Source organism: Streptomyces taklimakanensis, assembly GCF_009709575.1.
GTDB lineage: Bacteria > Actinomycetota > Actinomycetes > Streptomycetales > Streptomycetaceae > Streptomyces > Streptomyces taklimakanensis.
In genome coordinates this window covers 5,065,244-5,081,073 of the sequence record NZ_WIXO01000001.1, presented here as the reverse complement: position 1 = coordinate 5,081,073, position 15,830 = coordinate 5,065,244, and the positions used below count along the sequence as shown (strand labels likewise).

The following is a 15,830-nucleotide window of genomic DNA, read 5'->3' as shown; positions in this document are numbered from 1 at the left end:
CGCGCGGCGAGGAGACGGTTTCGGGTGCGGGGGCGGGGGTACTTCGGCGGACCGCGTCCGGTGCCCGGCGGACGGAGGCGGACGGCGGACAGCGCCCTCGTCCCCGCACCGGACGCGCAGACGGCACACCCCTTTGGACGTCGTACCCGAGTGGCACGAGCAGGAGGACCCAGGTGACCTTCAATCCTCTGGAACACCGCGGCATTCCGCTGGACAGGCAGATCCGCAACTGGCGCGAGCTGGACGTCGAACCCGTCGATCCGAACCACACCGATCCCTACACCCGCTGCCGGATCATCACGATGAACGGCATCGAGGTCGAGGCGATCATGTTCAGCCACCACTTCGCCCGGGTCTGTCCGGACATGGAGGTGAAGCGGAAGCTCGCCGAGGTGCGCTACACGGAGCAGCAGCAGCAGAAGACCGTCAACTGGCTGCTCCCGGGGCTCTCCTCCGTCCTGGAGACGACGATCGCCTACGAACAGGTGGCCGTCGACCTGACCGCGTGGGTCGCCCGGATGGAGCCGGACCCGTACCTGAAGCAGGCGTACCAGTTCGGCGTCCTGGAGGACTTCGACCACCTGTACCGGTACTCGAACCTGTACGAGATGATCGAGCACCGCAAGGCGGAGAAGATCGTCGACCAGGTCACCGAGGTCATCCCGGGCCGGCCCACCAAGTACCACCACCGCCACCCGGCCGACAACGTCCGCGACCCCTACGACAAGGACCGGGCGAACCCGCTCTCCAAGCTGCACGCGCTGACGATCATGGCGGCCGAGCAGCAGACGATGAACTTCTACATGAACGTCGGCCCGCAGTACATGGAGCCGATCGCCCGGCAGCTCTACCAGGAGATCGGGCTCATCGAGGAGGAGCACGTCACCCACTACGAGTCGCTGGTCGACCCGGGCGAGACCTGGTGGGAGCGGCTGGTCAACCACGAGTACAACGAGTGCTACCTGTACTACTCGTTCATGCAGCAGGAGAGCGACCCGAAGGTCAAGGCCATCTGGGAGCTGCACCTGAACATGGAGCTGGAGCACCTGCGCATCGCCTGCGACCTGATGCGGCGGCACGACGGCCGCGAGCCGGAGGAGGTGCTGGCGCCCGAGCTGCCCAACGTGCTGACGTTCGAGCCCAACAAGGGCTACATCCGTGAGCTGCTGGCCACCCAGCTGGACCTGACCACACTGGGCGCCGGGTACGTGCGCGAGGCCCACGAGCGCTTCGAGCGGATGCAGGAGCAGATCCACGGCGGAGAGGCCCCGCCGAGCGAGCGGGTGATCGACCAGCACCGGGAGATGTTCGGCCACGAGTACCGGCTGAACACCGAGGGCGAGCACCCGGACCCGTCGCTGCGCGAGCACCAGCGGGCCTGACCTCCGCCCGGTCCGTCCTCCCTCCCGTCCCCGCCGCCGGGCCGCCGTCCCCCCGTGGGGCGACGGCCCGGTCGCACGTCCGGGGGCCGCGCCCGGTGCCCGGGGCGCGCGGCCGGTCCTCCTCCGCGCCGGGTGGGCGGCACCTCCCGCCCACCCGGCGCGGCACCTCCCGTCCACCCGACCCCTGGGGGGTCTCAGCTCTTGCCCATGGCCTTGCGCACGGCGTCACGGGCACGGTCGGCCACGGCGGCCATCGGGCCGACGGCCAGGTTCTCCGCGGCCGTCTCCGTCCCCGGGTGCGGGCGGGTGGGCGCGGTCGCCTCCGCCGCCTTCAGCGCCCGCGCCATGGCGCGCAGCCGCTCGGGTTCGGTGTCGCGCTCGATCTGGGCGAACTCGTAGCGCTCCTCCGCGCGGGCGTGCGACTCCACGTCGTGCCTCAGCGCCTCCAGCCGGGGCATGAACTCCGGATCGGCCGGGTCCATGTCCTCCATCTCCTTCAGGACCTCCTTGGCCTTCTTCTCCTCCGCCAGGCGGTCCTCCACCACGCCCTCACCGCCGTCGACGGCGCGTCGGGCGTAGGGGTGGACGACCTCCTCCTCGGCGGTCTCGTGCACCGCCAACATCCTCGTCAGACGGTGGAAGGCGTCGCGCCGCGCGTCTCCCTCGGCCGCCTCCACCTCGTCGAAGAGGTTGCGGATCTCGCCGTGTTGCCGCATGAGCAGCGCCACGACGTTGTCGTCGCCGCTGATCCCGCCCGTCGCCTTCCGCTCTTCCGCCATGTGGGATCCTTTCCTCGCGTGGACTGCGTGAACCGTCCGAGGGCCGCCCGGGCGCGCCGTCGCGCCGACCGGTGCCGTCCGGCGTCCCCTCGGCGCTCCGACCGTGTCCGCTCGGTCGCCGTTCGGTGCCGTTCGGTGTCGTTCGGTGCGGTCGCTCGCTGTACCCGCGGCCTCGCGGAGAAAACCCCGTTTCGTTTCACCGGGCGGGCCGGGGGTACCCACACTGCCGTGACCAGGGATGGAACCGCCGGGGGACTGACCATGGGGGTCGAGGAGGAATTCCTCCTGGCCGACCCGACCACCGCCCGTACCGTGCCCGGCGCGGAGGCGGTGCTGCGCCGCGCCCACCACGAGGCGTCCGCCACCGACGGCTCCGGCTACAAGGCGGAGTTCCTCACCAGCCAGGTGGAGTCCGCCACCGGGGTGTGCACCACGCTCGACGAGGTGCGCAGGGACCTCGCGGAGGACCGTGCCCGGCTGGTGGACGCCGCCCGGGGGGAGGGCCTGCTGCTGCTGTCGTCCGGAGCCGCCGTACTGAGCGAGGGGCGCCCCCCGGTCGCCGCGGGGGAGCGCTTCCGGCGCATCTCGGAGCTCTTCGCCGACATCGTGGACGACTACCAGGTGTGCGGCTGCCACGTCCACGTCGGCGTGCCCGACCGGGAGACCGCGGTCGCCGTGGTCAACCGGGTGCGCCGCTGGCTGCCGACGCTGCTGGCGCTGTCGGTGAACTCCCCCTTCTGCCAGGGACGCGACCGCGGCTACGCCAGTTGGCGCATGATGGAGCAACTGCGCTTCCCCGCCGCCGGCATGCCTCCCCGCTTCCCCGACGCCGCCTTCTACGACGCGGAGGTGGAGCGGCTGGTGTCCTACGGCGCGCTGATCGACGACCGGATGAGCTTCTGGCTGATGCGTCCCTCGCCGTGGTTGCCCACGGTCGAGTTCCGGGTCGCGGACGCGGCGGCCACCGTCGACGACGCGGTGCTCCAGGCCGCGCTCGGGCGGGCCCTGGTGCGCCGGGCCCTGGCGGATCTGGCGGCGGGAGTGCCGGAGCCGGAGCTGGACGACCGGGCGGCCAGGGCCGCGGTGTGGGCCGCGGCGCGGTACGGGCTGCGGGGCGACGGCATCGACCCGGTCACCCGCGCCCGCGTGCCGGCCGGCGAGTTGCTGGCGGCGCTGCTGCGGCACGTCGCGCCCGCGCTGGAGGAGACCGGCGACACCGAGGCCGTACGGCGGCTGCTGGAGACGGTGCGGGAGGAAGGCACCGGGGCCGATCGGCAGCGGCGCGCCTGGGCGCGGGGCGGCCCCCGGGCGGTGGTGGACCTGCTGGCCGCCCAGACCGACGCGAGGGAGCACAAGCGAGCATGACGACCACCACCGGTACGACCACCGGCACGGCCGACTCCGCGACCGGCGCCCCCTCGGGCGCCGTGACCGCCGAACTCCCCTCCCCCCGAGGAGAGTTGAGCGCCGCGGTGCTGAAGGCCCTGGCCGCCCCGCCGCCCGCGCGGCTGCCGTCGTCCCTGGGGGCGGCGCTGGAGGGGGCCGACCCGTACGGCGACGACCTCCAACTGGCCCTGTACGTCTGCTACGAGCTGCACTACCGGGGCTTCGCGGGCGTCTCCTCCGAGTGGGAGTGGGATCCGGACCTGCTGCGGCTGCGCGCCGGGCTGGAACGGGTCTTCCTGACCGCGCTGCGCCGCGACACCCGCACCGGAACCGACTCCGACACGGACGTCACCGCCGCGCTGGACCCGCTGCTGGTGGAGCCCGCCGAGGGCTGCGGCGTCTCGGACTTCCTGCTGCGCGAGGGCCGGTGGTGGCAGATGCGCGAGTACCTCGCGCACCGTTCGATCTACCACCTCAAGGAGGCCGACCCGCACGCCTGGGTCATCCCCCGCCTCGACGGTCAGGCCAAGGCGTCGCTGGTGGCGGTGGAGTACGACGAGTTCGGCGGGGGCCGCGGCGAGCGGGTGCACGCGCGCCTGTTCGCGGACCTGATGGCGGGCGCGGGCCTGGACCCGTCCTACCTGCGCTACCTCGACGACGTGCCCGCCCCGATCGTCGCCGGGGTGAACCTGATGTCGCTGTGCGGACTGCACCGGGCCCTGCGCGGCGCGCTGGTGGGTCACTTCGCGGCGGCCGAGATCAGCACCGCGCCCAGCGCCCGGAAGATGGCCAGGGCGCTGGAGCGGATGGGCGCCGAGGCGCGGTGCGTGCTGTTCTTCACCGAGCACATCGAGGCGGACGCCGTCCACGAGCAGGTGATGCGCCGGGACGTCATCGGGGACCTGTTGGCGCGCGAACCGGAGCTCGCCGCCGACGTGGTGTTCGGGATCCGGGCCACGGAACTGCTGGAGGGCCGCCTGGCGGACCACCTGCTGGGCGCCTGGCGCGCCGGCACCACCTCGCTGCGGCGCCCGCTGGACCCCTGACCGGAAGTCGTCCCCCGGGGACGCTTCCGACGCCTCCCCGTTCCTCCCGCCACCGCCGCGACCGGCGGTGGCGGGAGGAACGGGCCCGTCAGTCCCCGTCCGCGCCGGCGGTCCGGGTTCGGCGCTCCTTGCGGCGGTGGCTGGTGTCGCACCACGGGAAGCGCCGGCTCCGGCGGCAGGTGCACAGGGCGACCACGAAGCGGTCCGAGCGGACGGTGCGACCGTCGGGGAGATCGACCTCCACCGGGCCCTCCACCAACACCGGGCCCTCGGGATCGATCACCACGCGCCGGGCGACGCGGCCGTCCTCGGCGGGTTCAGGGACGGTCGGCACGGACCACCACCAGTTCCTCCGTACGCTGTCCGGGAGCTATCAGGCCCCGCTCCTCCAGCCAGGCGGCGCGCGAGCGCAGCACCGGGCCGAACGGGATGGTGGTGCGGGCCACCACCGAGGACTTCAGCCCCTCCGCGCGCAGCGACTCCAGCGTCGTCGGGACTCCGCACAGTTCGGAGTGGACCATCAGCAGGGTGCCGCCGGGCTCCAGCAGCGCCGGGGCGCGCGCGCAGAGCCGGTCCAGCACGGCGCGCCCGTCCGGGCCGCCGTCCCAGCACATCGCCGCCCCGCGGCGGGGCAGCTCCTCCCCGGGGGAGGGCACGTACGGGGGGTTGGCGAGCACCACGTCGAAACCCCGGCCGTCCCGCGCCTCGGCGACGGCGTCGGCGAGGTCGCCGCGCCGCACCGTCAGCGGCAACCGGTGCAGCCGCGCGTTGCAGCGCGCGGCCAGCACGGCCCTGGGCGAGGCGTCCAGCGCCACCGCTTCGGCGGCGCCCATCCGCAGGGCGGCCATGGCGAGCACTCCGGTGCCCGCGCACAGGTCCAGGACGCGGGCGCCGCGGGCCAGCGCGGCGTCCTCCAGCGCCTGCCGCAGCAACCAGGTGTCGTCCTGCGGTGCGTACACCCCGGGGGGCCTGAGCAGCAACATGCACACCGGATACCTCGTTCGTCGCTTCCCTAACGTCCTCCCTCCCCCGCGGACCCGCGTGGGGGCGTCGGATCCACCGTCCCCGACTAGCGGATCCGCTCCGGGGTACCCGTTCGGCCCCCTACCGGAGGTGAGGACAGATGAAGGCAGTGGTCTGGCACGGGCGGCGCGACGTACGGGTGGACGAGGTCCCCGATCCGACGGTGCGCGAGCCCACCGACGCGGTGGTGCGGATCACCTCGTCCGGGCTGTGCGGTTCGGACCTGCACCTGTACGACGTGCTGACCCCGTTCATGACCGAGGGCGACATCCTCGGCCACGAACCGATGGGGGTGGTGGAGGAGGTCGGCCCCGAGGTGACGAACCTGTCGCCCGGCGACCGGGTGGTGATGCCGTTCCAGATCGCCTGCGGCACCTGCTTCATGTGCTCGCAGGACCTCCAGACCCAGTGCGAGACGACCCAGAACCGCGAGTTCGGCACCGGTGGTTCCCTCTTCGGCTACACCAAGCTCTACGGGCGGGTGCCCGGCGGCCAGGCGCAGTACCTGCGGGTGCCGCAGGCGCAGTACGGGCCGATCAAGGTGCCCGAGGGGCCGCCGGACGACCGTTTCCTGTACCTGTCGGACGTGTTGCCCACGGCCTGGCAGGCGGTGGCGTACGCGGACGTCCCCAAGGGCGGCACGCTGACCGTGCTGGGGCTGGGGCCCATCGGCGACATGTGCTGCCGGATCGCCCTGCACCTGGGCGTGGAGAAGGTGATCGGCGTCGATCTGGTGCCCGACCGGCTGGAGCGGGCCCGGGCGCGCGGCGTGGACGTGCTGGACCTCACCGAGCACGACGACCTCGGCGACGTCGTCCGGGAGAAGACCGGCGGACGCGGCACCGACGCGGTGATCGACGCGGTGGGCATGGAGGCGCACGGCAGCGCGGTGGCCCAGGTGGCGCAGAAGTCGACCGGGCTGCTGCCGAAGAAGCTGGCCGAGAAGCTGATGACGACCGCCGGCGTGGACCGGCTGGCGGCCCTGCACCTGGCCATCGACGCGGTGCGGCGCGGCGGCACGATCTCGATCATCGGGGTCTACGGCGGGATGACCGATCCGCTGCCGATGCTCACCCTCTTCGACAAGCAGATCCAGTTGCGCATGGGCCAGGCCAACGTGCGGCGCTGGGTGCCGGAGATCATGCCGCTGCTGACGGACGAGGACGTGCTGGGCGTGGACGACTTCGCCACCCACCGGGTGCCCCTGGAGCAGGCGTCGGAGGCGTACGAGATGTTCCAGAAGAAGGCCGACGGCGCGGTGAAGGTCGTCCTGCGGCCCTGAGCCGGCCCGCCTCCCCCGGGCCCGGGGGCGTTCCCTTCCCTCCCGGGCCCGTCCGGGACGGGGTGGTGCGGGCGCCGACCGGACCCTCAGGGCCCGCGCCACCCCTCGTCGTCCTCCCGCCCCGACGGCCCCTCCCGTCGCCGGGCGCGCTCGCCCCTGCGCCGGAGAAGGACGACGACCAGGTCGATCAGGCCCAGCACCGCGAGGGCCGCGCAGATCCAGGCGACGGTGCGCAGCGAGTCCGGGCCGGGGGCCTCGTCCGGCTCGGCCCGGGACGCCCAGACGGCGAAGAACACCGTCGCGGCGAGGAAGACCGGGGTGTACAGGACGGACAGCAGCAGCCGCAGGCCGAGGGCGCTGCGGGCCGTCACGGGTTCGGTGCCGGTGCGCGACCGGCCGGGGATACGCATGTCACACCTCCGCTGGGCCGGCCCTGTCCGGTACCCCGGTGCGGTGCCCGTCATGCACCGCGCCGCCGCCCGCCACACCGCCGGCCGCCCGGCTCCGGCCGGCCGGCGCGGTGCCGTTGCCCCGGGCGCGGGCGGCTGTCAGGGTTTCGGCGTCCGAGCGTTCCCGGGAGACCACGGAGGCTCCATGCCCGTCCGATCGTCCCGCACCTCCTCCCGCCACCTCGTCCGCTCCCGCTTCCGCCGTCCCGCCGCTCCTCGCCCCACCGCCCCTCGCCCCGCGCGCCGTCGCGCCGGAGCCGTCGCGGTGGTCGCCTCGTCACTGCTTCCCCTGGCGGCGCCGTCCGCCGCCGAGGTCGACTCCGGCCGGAAGCCGCCCGCCAAGGCGCCCGTCGCCGTCGGGTACGGCGGGGCCGTCGCCAGTGTCGACCCGTACGCCTCGCACGCCGGTCTGGAGGTGCTGCGCGCGGGCGGCAACGCCGTGGACGCGGCCGTGGCCACCGCGGCGGCCCTCGGTGTCGTCGAGCCCTACTCGGCGGGGGTCGGAGGCGGCGGTTACCTCGTCGTCCACGACGCGCGCACCGGCGGGACGCACACGCTGGACGGCCGCGAGACCGCGCCCGCCGCGATGCGCCCGGACTCCTTCACCGACCCCGCCACCGGCGCCCCGATCCCCTTCCGGGACGCCGTCACCTCCGGCCTGTCGGTGGGCGTGCCGGGCACCCCGGCCACCTGGGAGAAGGCCCTGGCGGAGTGGGGCACGATCTCCCTGGCGAAGGCGCTGCGGCCCGCGGTCCGGCTGGCCGAGCGCGGCTTCGTCGTCGACGAGGAGTTCCGCGCGCAGACGGAACTCAACGAGGACCGCTTCCGGGACTTCACGCCCACCGCCGACCTGTTCCTGCCCGGCGGCGAACTCCCCGAGGTGGGGTCGGTGTTCCGCAACCCCGATCTGGCCGGCACCTACCGGCTGCTGGCCCGGGAGGGCACCGACGCGCTCTACCGGGGACGGCTGGGACGCGAGGTGGTGCGCACCGTCCGGCGTCCGCCCGTGGTGCCGGGCGCCGACCGCACCGTCCGGCCGGGCCTGATGGCCACCGGCGACCTGGACCGGTACCGCGCGCCGTACCGGAAGCCGACGAGGGTGGAGTACCGGGGCGTGGAGGTGTACTCCATGGCCCCCTCCTCCTCCGGCGGCACCACCGTCGGCGAGGCCCTCAACATCCTGGAGGAGTCCGACCCGGCCGGCATGGGCCGCGTCCAGACCCTCCACCACTACCTGGAGGCGAGCCGCCTGGCCTACGCCGACCGCGACCGGTGGGTGGGCGACCCGGCCTTCTCCGACGTACCGACCGAGGAGCTGCTGTCGCGGCGCTTCGCGCGGGAACGGGCCTGTCTGATCGACCCCGACCGCGCCATGACCGGCCCGGTCGCCCCCGCCGATCCGCGCGACCCGCGGTCCGGGGAGTGCGTGGCGGGCGAGGGCGGCGACGAACCGTACGAAGGCACCTCCACCACCCATCTGGTGACCGCGGACCGCTGGGGCACCGTGGTGTCGTACACGCTCACCATCGAGCAGACCGGCGGCTCGGCCATCACCGTGCCCGGCCGGGGCTTCCTGCTCAACAACGAGCTGACGGACTTCGACTTCACCCCCCTGTCCGAGGCGGTGGACGGCCCCAACCTGCCCGGTCCGGGCAAGCGACCGCGCAGCAGCATGGCTCCCACGATCGTGCTCCGGGACGGCCGGCCGCTGCTGGCGCTGGGGTCGCCGGGCGGCTCCACCATCATCACCACCGTGCTCCAGACCCTGGTGAACCGGCTCGACCTGGGCATGACGCTGCCCCGGGCGGTCGCCGCGCCCCGGTTGTCGCAGCGCAACACCGCCACCACGCAGGCGGAGCCGGAGTTCCTGGAATCGGCGGCCGAACGGGCCCCGCTGGAGCGACTGGGCCACCGGTTCGTCCCGCCGCCCGCCACCTTCACGCCGTCGCCGGAGATCGGGGCGGTCGCCGCGCTGGAGGTCCTGGCCGACGGGAGGCTGTTGGCCGTCGCCGAGCCCGAACGGCGCGGCGGGGGCTCGGCGATGGTGTCGCGTCCGACCCGGCGCTGAGGGTCCGGTCGGGCCTCCGGCGGGCCCGGGGAGCCGTCGCGGGTCCGAGCGGCGGGAGCCACGGTGTCCACCGGCACGGGCGTGGACGGGCGGCGTGGACGGGGCGCGGGCGGTCAGCCGGCGCGCCCTCCGTCCACGCCGCCCGCGTCCCCGCCCTCGTCCGTGCCGGTGCCGGTGTCGTCCGGATCGGCGGACGCCTCGGCGTCCGGGGAGGCCAGCCGATCGGCCAGTTCGTCGATGGTGAGGGTGTTCGGGTCGACCGCGCCCGTGCGGTAGGCGACCCGGCCGATGACCTGCCCGGCGACGGGCACGGTGAACAGTTGGAACAGGGCGATGAGCAGCAGCAGCCCGGCGTAGGGGAACGACACCCGCACGGCCGCGCCGACCAGGGTCAGCAGCACGCCGAGGGTCTGCGCCTTGGAGGAGGCGTGGAGTCGGGTGGGGATGTCGGGGAAGCGCACCAACCCCACCGCCCCCAGCAGGCAGAAGGCGGCTCCGGTCAGCAGCAGGACGGCCGACACCACCTCCAGCGCGGCATCCAGTGCCGGCCTCACCGCAGGTCCTCCCTCTCCTCGACGAGCCGCGCCGCCGTCATCGCCCCGATGAAGCCGAGCAGCGCCAGCACGATCAGCACCGGCACGAACATGGTGTACCGCCACACCGCGATGGCCACACAGATACCGGCGAGGACCAGCGTCACCAGGACCTCCACGGCCACGATCCGGTCCAGGACGCGCGGGCCGCGCACCAGGCGGACCAGGACCAGCAGCGCGGCGGCCGACAGCAGGGCCAGGGCGACGACACCGACCGCGCTCACCGGCGCCTCCCCTCTCCCTCTCCGCTTCCCTCCGGCCCGCCCGGTCCCCGGCCGAGCAGCCGCTGCCGCACCCCGGCGGTGCCGAGGGCCCGCGCCACCCGGCGCTCGGCACCCGCGACCTCACGGCGCCGCTTCCCGGCCTCCGCCACGTCGCGCACCGGCAGCGCGTGGACGTAGAACCGCCGTCGTCCGCGGTCGATCTCCAGCACCAGCGTGCCCGGCGTCAGCGTGGTCATGTGGGCCGTGGCGGTGATCAGCAGATCGGTGTCGACGTCCAGCCGCTGCTCCAGCACCGCCGCCCTGGCCCTCGGCCCGCGCAGCAGCGCCTCCCGGGCGACGGTGAGGGCCGAGACGACCAGGTCCGCCAACAGGTGCCCGGCCATCACGGCCACCCCCACCGGGTGGGCGGCCACCCGGTGGGTGATCGGGGGCAGCGGGAACAGCACCGTCACCGACACCGCCACCACCGCCCCGGCCAGCAGCACGACCGGTCCGACCGATCCCCACAGCACGATCCACAGCAGCCACAGCCACAGGAGCACCGGCCACCGGCGGGCGGTCTGCCGCAGCAGGCCGCCGGCCGGGGCACGGTGGGCGGAGGTGTCCGTCGGAGTCATCGGTTCTCCTGTTCCTCGCGGTCGGCGTCGGTTCCGACGTCGGCGGTTCCGTTCCCGGCCCCGGCCCCGTCCTCGGAGCGCGGCCCGAGGACGGCCTCCTGATAGGCGTCACGTTCGATCAGGTCCCGCGCGGCGCGCTCGCCGACCCGGGCCACCGGTCCGGCGCCCACCGCCACCAGCACGCCGATCAACACCGACCCGACGGTGGCGCCGACCATCAGCCGCACCCCCGCGCCACGCGGTCGCACGGCGGGCGGCCGTCCGGAGCCGGTGGCGAACACCGCTCGCCACACCCTGGCCATCGCGTACAGCGTCAGCAGACTGGTGAGCAGGGCCGCGGCCAACAGGGTGAAAGCGGCCGCCCCGCCCTGCTCCGCCCCGGCCTGGAGCAGGACGAGTTTGGCCACGAACCCGGACAGCGGTGGAATGCCGGAGAGGCTGAGCGCGGCGATCAGGAACACTCCGGCCAGCCATCCGGGCGGCGGCGCGGCCCGCGCCAGCCTCGGCAGCTTCGCGCTGCCGCTCCAGCCCACCACCAGCCCGGCGATCAGGAACAGCGCGGCCTGGACGGCGATGTGGTGCACGGCGTAGAGGACGGTGCCGGCCAGGCCGGTGACGGAGTAGAGGGAGAGCCCGAAGAGCATGTAGCCGATGTGGCCCACCAGCACGAAGGAGAGCAGCCGGTTGAGGTCCTGTTGGGCGACGGCGCCCAGCACTCCCACCAACAGGGTGACGGCGGCGGCCACCAGGAGCGGGGTCCAGGGCTCGGTGCGCGGGAAGAGGAGGGTCTGAGTGCGGACCATCGCGTACAGGCCGACCTTGGTCAGCAGGGCGGCGAGCACGGCGGTGATGGGCGCCGGGGCGGTGGGATAGCTGTCGGGCAGCCAGAAGTGCAACGGCACCATGGCCGCCTTGATCCCGAACACGATCAGCAGGAGCAGGCTGAACACGGTCCGCAGGCCCTCGGGGAGGTCGGGCACCCGGTTGCCCAGGTCGGCCAGGTTGACCGTGCCCGTGGCCCCGTAGATCAGCCCGACGGCGGTGAGGAAGAGCAGGGAGGAGAGCAGGCTGGTGATGGTGTAGGTCATCCCGGCCCGGATGCGGTTCTCGTCGGCGTCCAGGTTGATCAACACGTAGGAGGCGGCGAGCATCAGCTCGAAGGCCACGAAGAGGTTGAACAGGTCCCCGGCGAGGAACGCCAGGGAGACGCCCGCCGCCAGCAGCAGGTAGGACGGGTGGAAGGGCGCCTGCACGGTGCCCCGCCCCTCCGCCGAGCCCTGCCCCACGGCGAAGACCAGGACGGCGAGCGCCACCGCCAGCGCCACGGTCAGCAGCAGCGCGGAGAGCCTGTCGGCCACCACGGTGATGCCCGCCGGAGCCGGCCAGTCGCCGACGTCGAGGACCAGCGGGCCACGCCGGTCGGTGAGGAACAGCAGGGCGACGGCGTCCACCAGTACCGCGGTGAGCGCCCCGACGCCCAACAGGCGTTGCGCTCCGGGACTGCGCCACACGGTCAGGGAGAGGCCCGCCACCAGGACGGGCAGCAGGACGGGGGCGGTCAGCAGCCAGTCGATCATCGCCGCCCGGTCTCCTCTCCCAGCCTGCGGTCCTCGACGTCGTCACGGACCTCGTCGTCCCCCAGCAGCCGCCAGCTCCGGTAGACCATGGCGAGCAACAGGACGGTGATGCCGAAGGTGATGACGATCGCGGTGAGGGCCATGGCCTGGGGCAGTGGGTCCGCGAACGCGGCCGGGTCCTGTCCCTCCCCGGTGATCGGCGGTTCCCCCGGCGGTCCGGCGGCCAGCAGCACCAGCAGGTTGGCCCCGTGCCCGAGGACGAGGAAGCCGAACAGCAACCGGGTGAGGGAGCGTTGCAGCAGCAGGTGGAGACCGACGGCGAAGAGTCCGCCCACCACCACGGCCGTCGTCAGGTCCGGTGTCGTCATCGGTGGTCGCTCCCGTGGTCGTCGGACGTGGTGGGCGCTCGGCCGCCGGGCGCGCCGGCCGCCTCGGGCCGCGCGGAGGCCCCGCCGGGACCGGTGTCCTCGCGGACCGCCTCCCCGGCGGGCGCCTGCGCCGGCCCCACCGCGGACAGCAGCTTCAGGCAGACCCCGACGACCAACAGGTAGACCCCGGTGTCGAAGACCACGCTGGTGGCCACCTCGACGTGGCCGAGCACCGGCAGGTCCCGGCTCAGCGGCACGGTGGCCAGCGGCGATCCTCCGAAGAGGGCCGGGGCCAGCCCGGCGGCCGCGGCCAGGGCCAGCCCCGCCCCGGCGATGACGCGGGGGTCGACCGGTCCGGCGAACGCGGTGTCGGCCCGGCCGCCCACCAGGTAGCGCAGGGCGAAGGCCTGACCGGCCACCAGTCCTCCGGCGAAACCGCCCCCGGGGCGCAGGTGGCCCGAGTAGAGCAGGTAGACCGAGAGCACCAGGACGGCCGGGAACAGCACCCGGGTGACGACCTCCAGCAGCATCGAGCGGTCGTGGTCGGGCATCCTCTCCGCCTCCGGCAGCCACCGCTCCCGGGGCACGCCCCAACGGGCGGTGCTCGGATACCGGTCGGCGGCCGGGGGCCGGGCCCGGATGCCCTTCCTGGCCCCCGTGCCGGAGCCGTCGCTCGGCAGGGCGATCAGAGCGGCCACCCCGATGGCCGTCACCAGCAGCACGGAGATCTCGACGAGGGTGTCCATGGCCCGGAAGTCGACGATGATCGCGTTGACGACGTTGTGGGAGCCCGCCTCCTTGACGTGCTCGACGTAGTACGCCGACACCGCCGGATCCCGCCGGGCCGCGGAGGCGACCACGGCGAGCAGGCCGACGAGCGCACCGCCGGCCAGGGACAGCGTCAGCCGCAGCCGACGGGCCCGCCGCGAGCCGGGACGGGCGCCGAACTCGGCGGGCAGCCCGCGCAGCACCAGCACGATGATCACCAACGTCAGCGTCTCGACGAGGAACTGGGCGAGCGCCAGGTCCGGCGCCCCCTGCACCAGGAAGAACCCGGCCACCCCGTAGCCGACCGCACCGGCCAGCAGGGCGGCGGACAGCCTGCGGCGCACCCGGGCGAGGACGCCCGCGGCGGTCAGGACCACCACGCCCAGCGGCACCTGGACGGCGGAGGCCCACAGGGGCGGGGTGGGCAGCGGGGCGTCGCGCAGCAGCAGGGCGACGCCGGGCACCACCAGGACCGACACCAACAGCACGGTGAGGTAGGCGGGCAGGGAACCGACCTGGGTGCGGCGCGTGAACCACACCGCCGCCCCCTCCAGTCCGCCGCTCGCCCTCCGGTAGCCCTCCTGCGCGTCGGGGGCGCGGGGCGAGCGGTCGCGCAGCGCGGCCAGGGCGGGGCGCGCCGCGTGGAGGGCGAGACCGACGGCCAGGGCGGCGACGGAGAGCGCGAGGGCGGGGGTCACCCCGTGCCAGAGGGCGAGGTGGTAGGGCTTCTCGCCCTGGAGCGGCAACCGTTGGGCGTAGGGCTCGGTGAGGGCCTCGGTCCCGGGGTACCACACGCCCAGTGTCAAGGTGGCCGCCACCAGGACCACGATCGGCGCCGCCATGCCCGGGGCCCGGTCCCGGGAGGGGTCGCCGGCCGGGGTGGGGGCTACTCCCGGCCTGTTCCCGAAGGCGCCCCACAGGAACCGGGCCGCGTAGGTGACGGTGAGCGTCGAGCCCACGATCAGGGCGGCCAGGGTCCACCGCTCGCCCGTGCCCGCGCCGTGGCGGGCCGCCTCCCAGAAGGTGTCGAAGTACGCCTCGTGCCCCAGGTAGCCCGCCAGGGGCGGCAGCCCGGCCATGGAGGCGGCGGCGAGGGCGGCCAGAGCCAGCAGGACCGGTCTGCTGCGGCCCAACCCGCTCAGCCGGTCGATGTCGCGGGTGCCGGTGTGGTGTTCCACCAGCCCGGCGGTCATGAACAGCGCGGACTTGAAGGTGGCGTGCGCCAGCAGCATCACCTCGCCGGCGAGCGCGGCGTTGCGGGACCCGTAGCCGAACAGCACCAGCAGCAGGCCGAGTTCGCTGATGGTGCCGTACGCCAGGATCCGTTTGAGGTCGCTCTCCCACAGCGCGCGCCAGGCACCGAACAGCAGCGACACCAGGCCGAAGGCGAGGACGACGGGCCGCCAGGGGGCGACGTCGGCGAAGCCGGGCGCCAGTCGGGCCGTCAGGTAGACGCCGGCCTTGACCATGGCCGCCGCGTGGAGGTAGGCGCTCACCGTGGTCGGCGCCACCATCGCGGCGGGCAGCCAGCCGTGCAGGGGCATCTGGGCCGACTTGGTGAGGACGCCGACCAGGACGAGCACCACCGCCGCGGACACGTGACCGTCCGTCGGTGGGTCGGCGACCAGTTCCGAGATCCGGTAGGTACCGGCCGTCTCGCCCAGCATGACGAAGCCGAGCAGCATCGCCAGGCCGCCACCGGTGGTGACGATCAGGGCCTGTTGGGCGGCGGCGCGGTGCTCCTCGGTCCGGCCGCGGCCCGCGATGAGCAGGAACGACACCACGGTGGTCAGTTCCCAGAAGACGTACAGCAGCAGCAGGTTGTCGGCGGTGACCAGGCCGAGCATCGCCCCGGCGAAGGCGAGCAGGAGCGCGGACTCACGGCCGTGCCCCTCGGAGGTGTAGCGGGCTCCGTAGCACAGGACGGCGGCGCCGACGCCGCTGACGACACAGACCATCAGCAGCGAGAGCGCGTCCAGCCGCAGGACGACCTCCAGGCCCAGGGAGGGGGCCCAGTCGAAGTGCTCGACGGTCTCCTCGCCCTCCAGGACGGCGGGGGTGAGCGCCACGGCCCAGATCAGCGCGGCCGCCGGCACCAGCGCGGCGACCCACCACACGGCACGGCCGAGGCGCGGGGCGAGGGCGGGAAGGAGGGCGGCCACGGCGGCGTGAGCGGCGATCAGAACCAGCACGGACACTCCTGGGTTGGCCACGCGTGAGGGAACAGAGCGTACATAACGGTACGTATGCCGCGTGGCCGGTTGTCCG

At 74.0% G+C, this 15,830-nt stretch carries 15 protein-coding genes; 5 read left to right on the top strand and 10 right to left on the bottom strand.

Going from position 1 to position 15,830, the window contains the following annotated elements:
* The first annotated feature begins 173 nt into the window (after nt 1-173).
* A complete protein-coding gene (locus tag F0L17_RS22340; protein ID WP_162466559.1) occupies nt 174-1,382 on the top strand; it encodes a hypothetical protein in 1,209 nt (402 codons plus the stop codon).
* 194 nt (nt 1,383-1,576) lie between these two features.
* Here F0L17_RS22340 and F0L17_RS22335 read toward each other — a convergent pair whose 3' ends face one another.
* A complete protein-coding gene (locus F0L17_RS22335) occupies nt 1,577-2,161 on the bottom strand; it encodes a hemerythrin domain-containing protein (protein WP_155072456.1) in 585 nt (194 codons plus the stop codon).
* 228 nt (nt 2,162-2,389) lie between these two features.
* Here F0L17_RS22335 and F0L17_RS22330 point away from each other — a divergent pair, with 228 nt between their 5' ends.
* Both F0L17_RS22330 and F0L17_RS22325 read left to right on the top strand, forming a co-directional pair.
* On the top strand, nt 2,390-3,526 hold the full coding sequence (locus F0L17_RS22330; RefSeq protein ID WP_338018176.1) for a carboxylate-amine ligase: 1,137 nt from the start codon (nt 2,390-2,392) through the stop codon (nt 3,524-3,526).
* Nucleotides 3,523-4,593 (top strand): iron-containing redox enzyme family protein, encoded by a 1,071-nt coding sequence (locus F0L17_RS22325; protein WP_155072455.1) that lies wholly within the window; start codon nt 3,523-3,525, stop codon nt 4,591-4,593. Before F0L17_RS22330 ends, F0L17_RS22325 begins: the two co-directional genes overlap by 4 nt.
* An 88-nt stretch (nt 4,594-4,681) precedes the next feature.
* On the opposite strand, the gene F0L17_RS22320 is transcribed toward F0L17_RS22325, so the two are convergent.
* Nucleotides 4,682-4,927: a CDGSH iron-sulfur domain-containing protein gene (locus tag F0L17_RS22320; RefSeq protein ID WP_162466558.1), complete on the bottom strand. Its 246-nt coding sequence runs from the start codon at nt 4,925-4,927 to the stop codon at nt 4,682-4,684.
* Complete coding sequence (locus F0L17_RS22315) at nt 4,911-5,576, bottom strand: HemK2/MTQ2 family protein methyltransferase (protein ID WP_155072454.1); 666 nt, start codon at nt 5,574-5,576, stop codon at nt 4,911-4,913. The genes F0L17_RS22320 and F0L17_RS22315 overlap by 17 nt, the downstream gene beginning before the upstream one ends.
* 140 nt (nt 5,577-5,716) lie before the next feature.
* On the opposite strand from F0L17_RS22315, the gene F0L17_RS22310 reads away from it, so the two are divergent.
* Entirely contained in the window at nt 5,717-6,898 is a 1,182-nt protein-coding gene (locus F0L17_RS22310) for a zinc-dependent alcohol dehydrogenase (RefSeq protein ID WP_155072453.1), read from the top strand.
* Nucleotides 6,899-6,984: 86 nt separating this feature from the next.
* On the opposite strand, the gene F0L17_RS22305 is transcribed toward F0L17_RS22310, so the two are convergent.
* Nucleotides 6,985-7,308, bottom strand: a complete 324-nt coding sequence (locus F0L17_RS22305) for a DUF6343 family protein (protein WP_155072452.1) — start codon at nt 7,306-7,308, stop codon at nt 6,985-6,987.
* 184 nt (nt 7,309-7,492) lie between these two features.
* Here F0L17_RS22305 and ggt point away from each other — a divergent pair, with 184 nt between their 5' ends.
* Nucleotides 7,493-9,415 carry a gamma-glutamyltransferase gene (ggt, locus tag F0L17_RS22300; protein WP_155072451.1) on the top strand — a complete coding sequence of 641 codons (1,923 nt, stop codon included), beginning with the start codon at nt 7,493-7,495 and terminating at the stop codon, nt 9,413-9,415.
* A 113-nt stretch (nt 9,416-9,528) separates the two neighbouring features.
* On the opposite strand, the gene mnhG is transcribed toward ggt, so the two are convergent.
* From mnhG to F0L17_RS22270, 6 genes are read right to left on the bottom strand one after another with little or no spacing between them, the layout of a single operon-like run.
* Entirely contained in the window at nt 9,529-9,969 is a 441-nt protein-coding gene (mnhG, locus tag F0L17_RS22295) for a monovalent cation/H(+) antiporter subunit G (protein WP_338018175.1), read from the bottom strand.
* Nucleotides 9,966-10,232 (bottom strand): monovalent cation/H+ antiporter complex subunit F, encoded by a 267-nt coding sequence (locus tag F0L17_RS22290; RefSeq protein WP_162466557.1) that lies wholly within the window; start codon nt 10,230-10,232, stop codon nt 9,966-9,968. The genes mnhG and F0L17_RS22290 overlap by 4 nt, the downstream gene beginning before the upstream one ends.
* On the bottom strand, nt 10,229-10,849 hold the full coding sequence (locus tag F0L17_RS22285) for a Na+/H+ antiporter subunit E (RefSeq protein ID WP_155072450.1): 621 nt from the start codon (nt 10,847-10,849) through the stop codon (nt 10,229-10,231). The genes F0L17_RS22290 and F0L17_RS22285 overlap by 4 nt, the downstream gene beginning before the upstream one ends.
* Nucleotides 10,846-12,426 (bottom strand): Na+/H+ antiporter subunit D, encoded by a 1,581-nt coding sequence (locus F0L17_RS22280; RefSeq protein ID WP_155072449.1) that lies wholly within the window; start codon nt 12,424-12,426, stop codon nt 10,846-10,848. Before F0L17_RS22280 ends, F0L17_RS22285 begins: the two co-directional genes overlap by 4 nt.
* A complete protein-coding gene (locus tag F0L17_RS22275) occupies nt 12,423-12,794 on the bottom strand; it encodes a Na(+)/H(+) antiporter subunit C (protein ID WP_155072448.1) in 372 nt (123 codons plus the stop codon). Before F0L17_RS22275 ends, F0L17_RS22280 begins: the two co-directional genes overlap by 4 nt.
* Complete coding sequence (locus F0L17_RS22270) at nt 12,791-15,754, bottom strand: Na+/H+ antiporter subunit A (RefSeq protein ID WP_162466556.1); 2,964 nt, start codon at nt 15,752-15,754, stop codon at nt 12,791-12,793. Before F0L17_RS22270 ends, F0L17_RS22275 begins: the two co-directional genes overlap by 4 nt.
* Nucleotides 15,755-15,830 lie beyond the last annotated feature (76 nt).

What these genes read in the sequence shown, in the direction of transcription:
- F0L17_RS22315 (WP_155072454.1), bottom strand. Translation starts at nt 5,576, where the DNA reads ATGTTGCTGCTCAGGCCCCCCGGGGTGTACGCACCGCAGGACGACACC.
- F0L17_RS22335 (WP_155072456.1), bottom strand. Translation starts at nt 2,161, where the DNA reads ATGGCGGAAGAGCGGAAGGCGACGGGCGGGATCAGCGGCGACGACAAC.
- F0L17_RS22305 (WP_155072452.1), bottom strand. Translation starts at nt 7,308, where the DNA reads ATGCGTATCCCCGGCCGGTCGCGCACCGGCACCGAACCCGTGACGGCC.
- F0L17_RS22325 (WP_155072455.1), top strand. Translation starts at nt 3,523, where the DNA reads ATGACGACCACCACCGGTACGACCACCGGCACGGCCGACTCCGCGACC.
- F0L17_RS22275 (WP_155072448.1), bottom strand. Translation starts at nt 12,794, where the DNA reads ATGACGACACCGGACCTGACGACGGCCGTGGTGGTGGGCGGACTCTTC.
- F0L17_RS22310 (WP_155072453.1), top strand. Translation starts at nt 5,717, where the DNA reads ATGAAGGCAGTGGTCTGGCACGGGCGGCGCGACGTACGGGTGGACGAG.
- F0L17_RS22285 (WP_155072450.1), bottom strand. Translation starts at nt 10,849, where the DNA reads ATGACTCCGACGGACACCTCCGCCCACCGTGCCCCGGCCGGCGGCCTG.
- F0L17_RS22280 (WP_155072449.1), bottom strand. Translation starts at nt 12,426, where the DNA reads ATGATCGACTGGCTGCTGACCGCCCCCGTCCTGCTGCCCGTCCTGGTG.
- ggt (WP_155072451.1), top strand. Translation starts at nt 7,493, where the DNA reads ATGCCCGTCCGATCGTCCCGCACCTCCTCCCGCCACCTCGTCCGCTCC.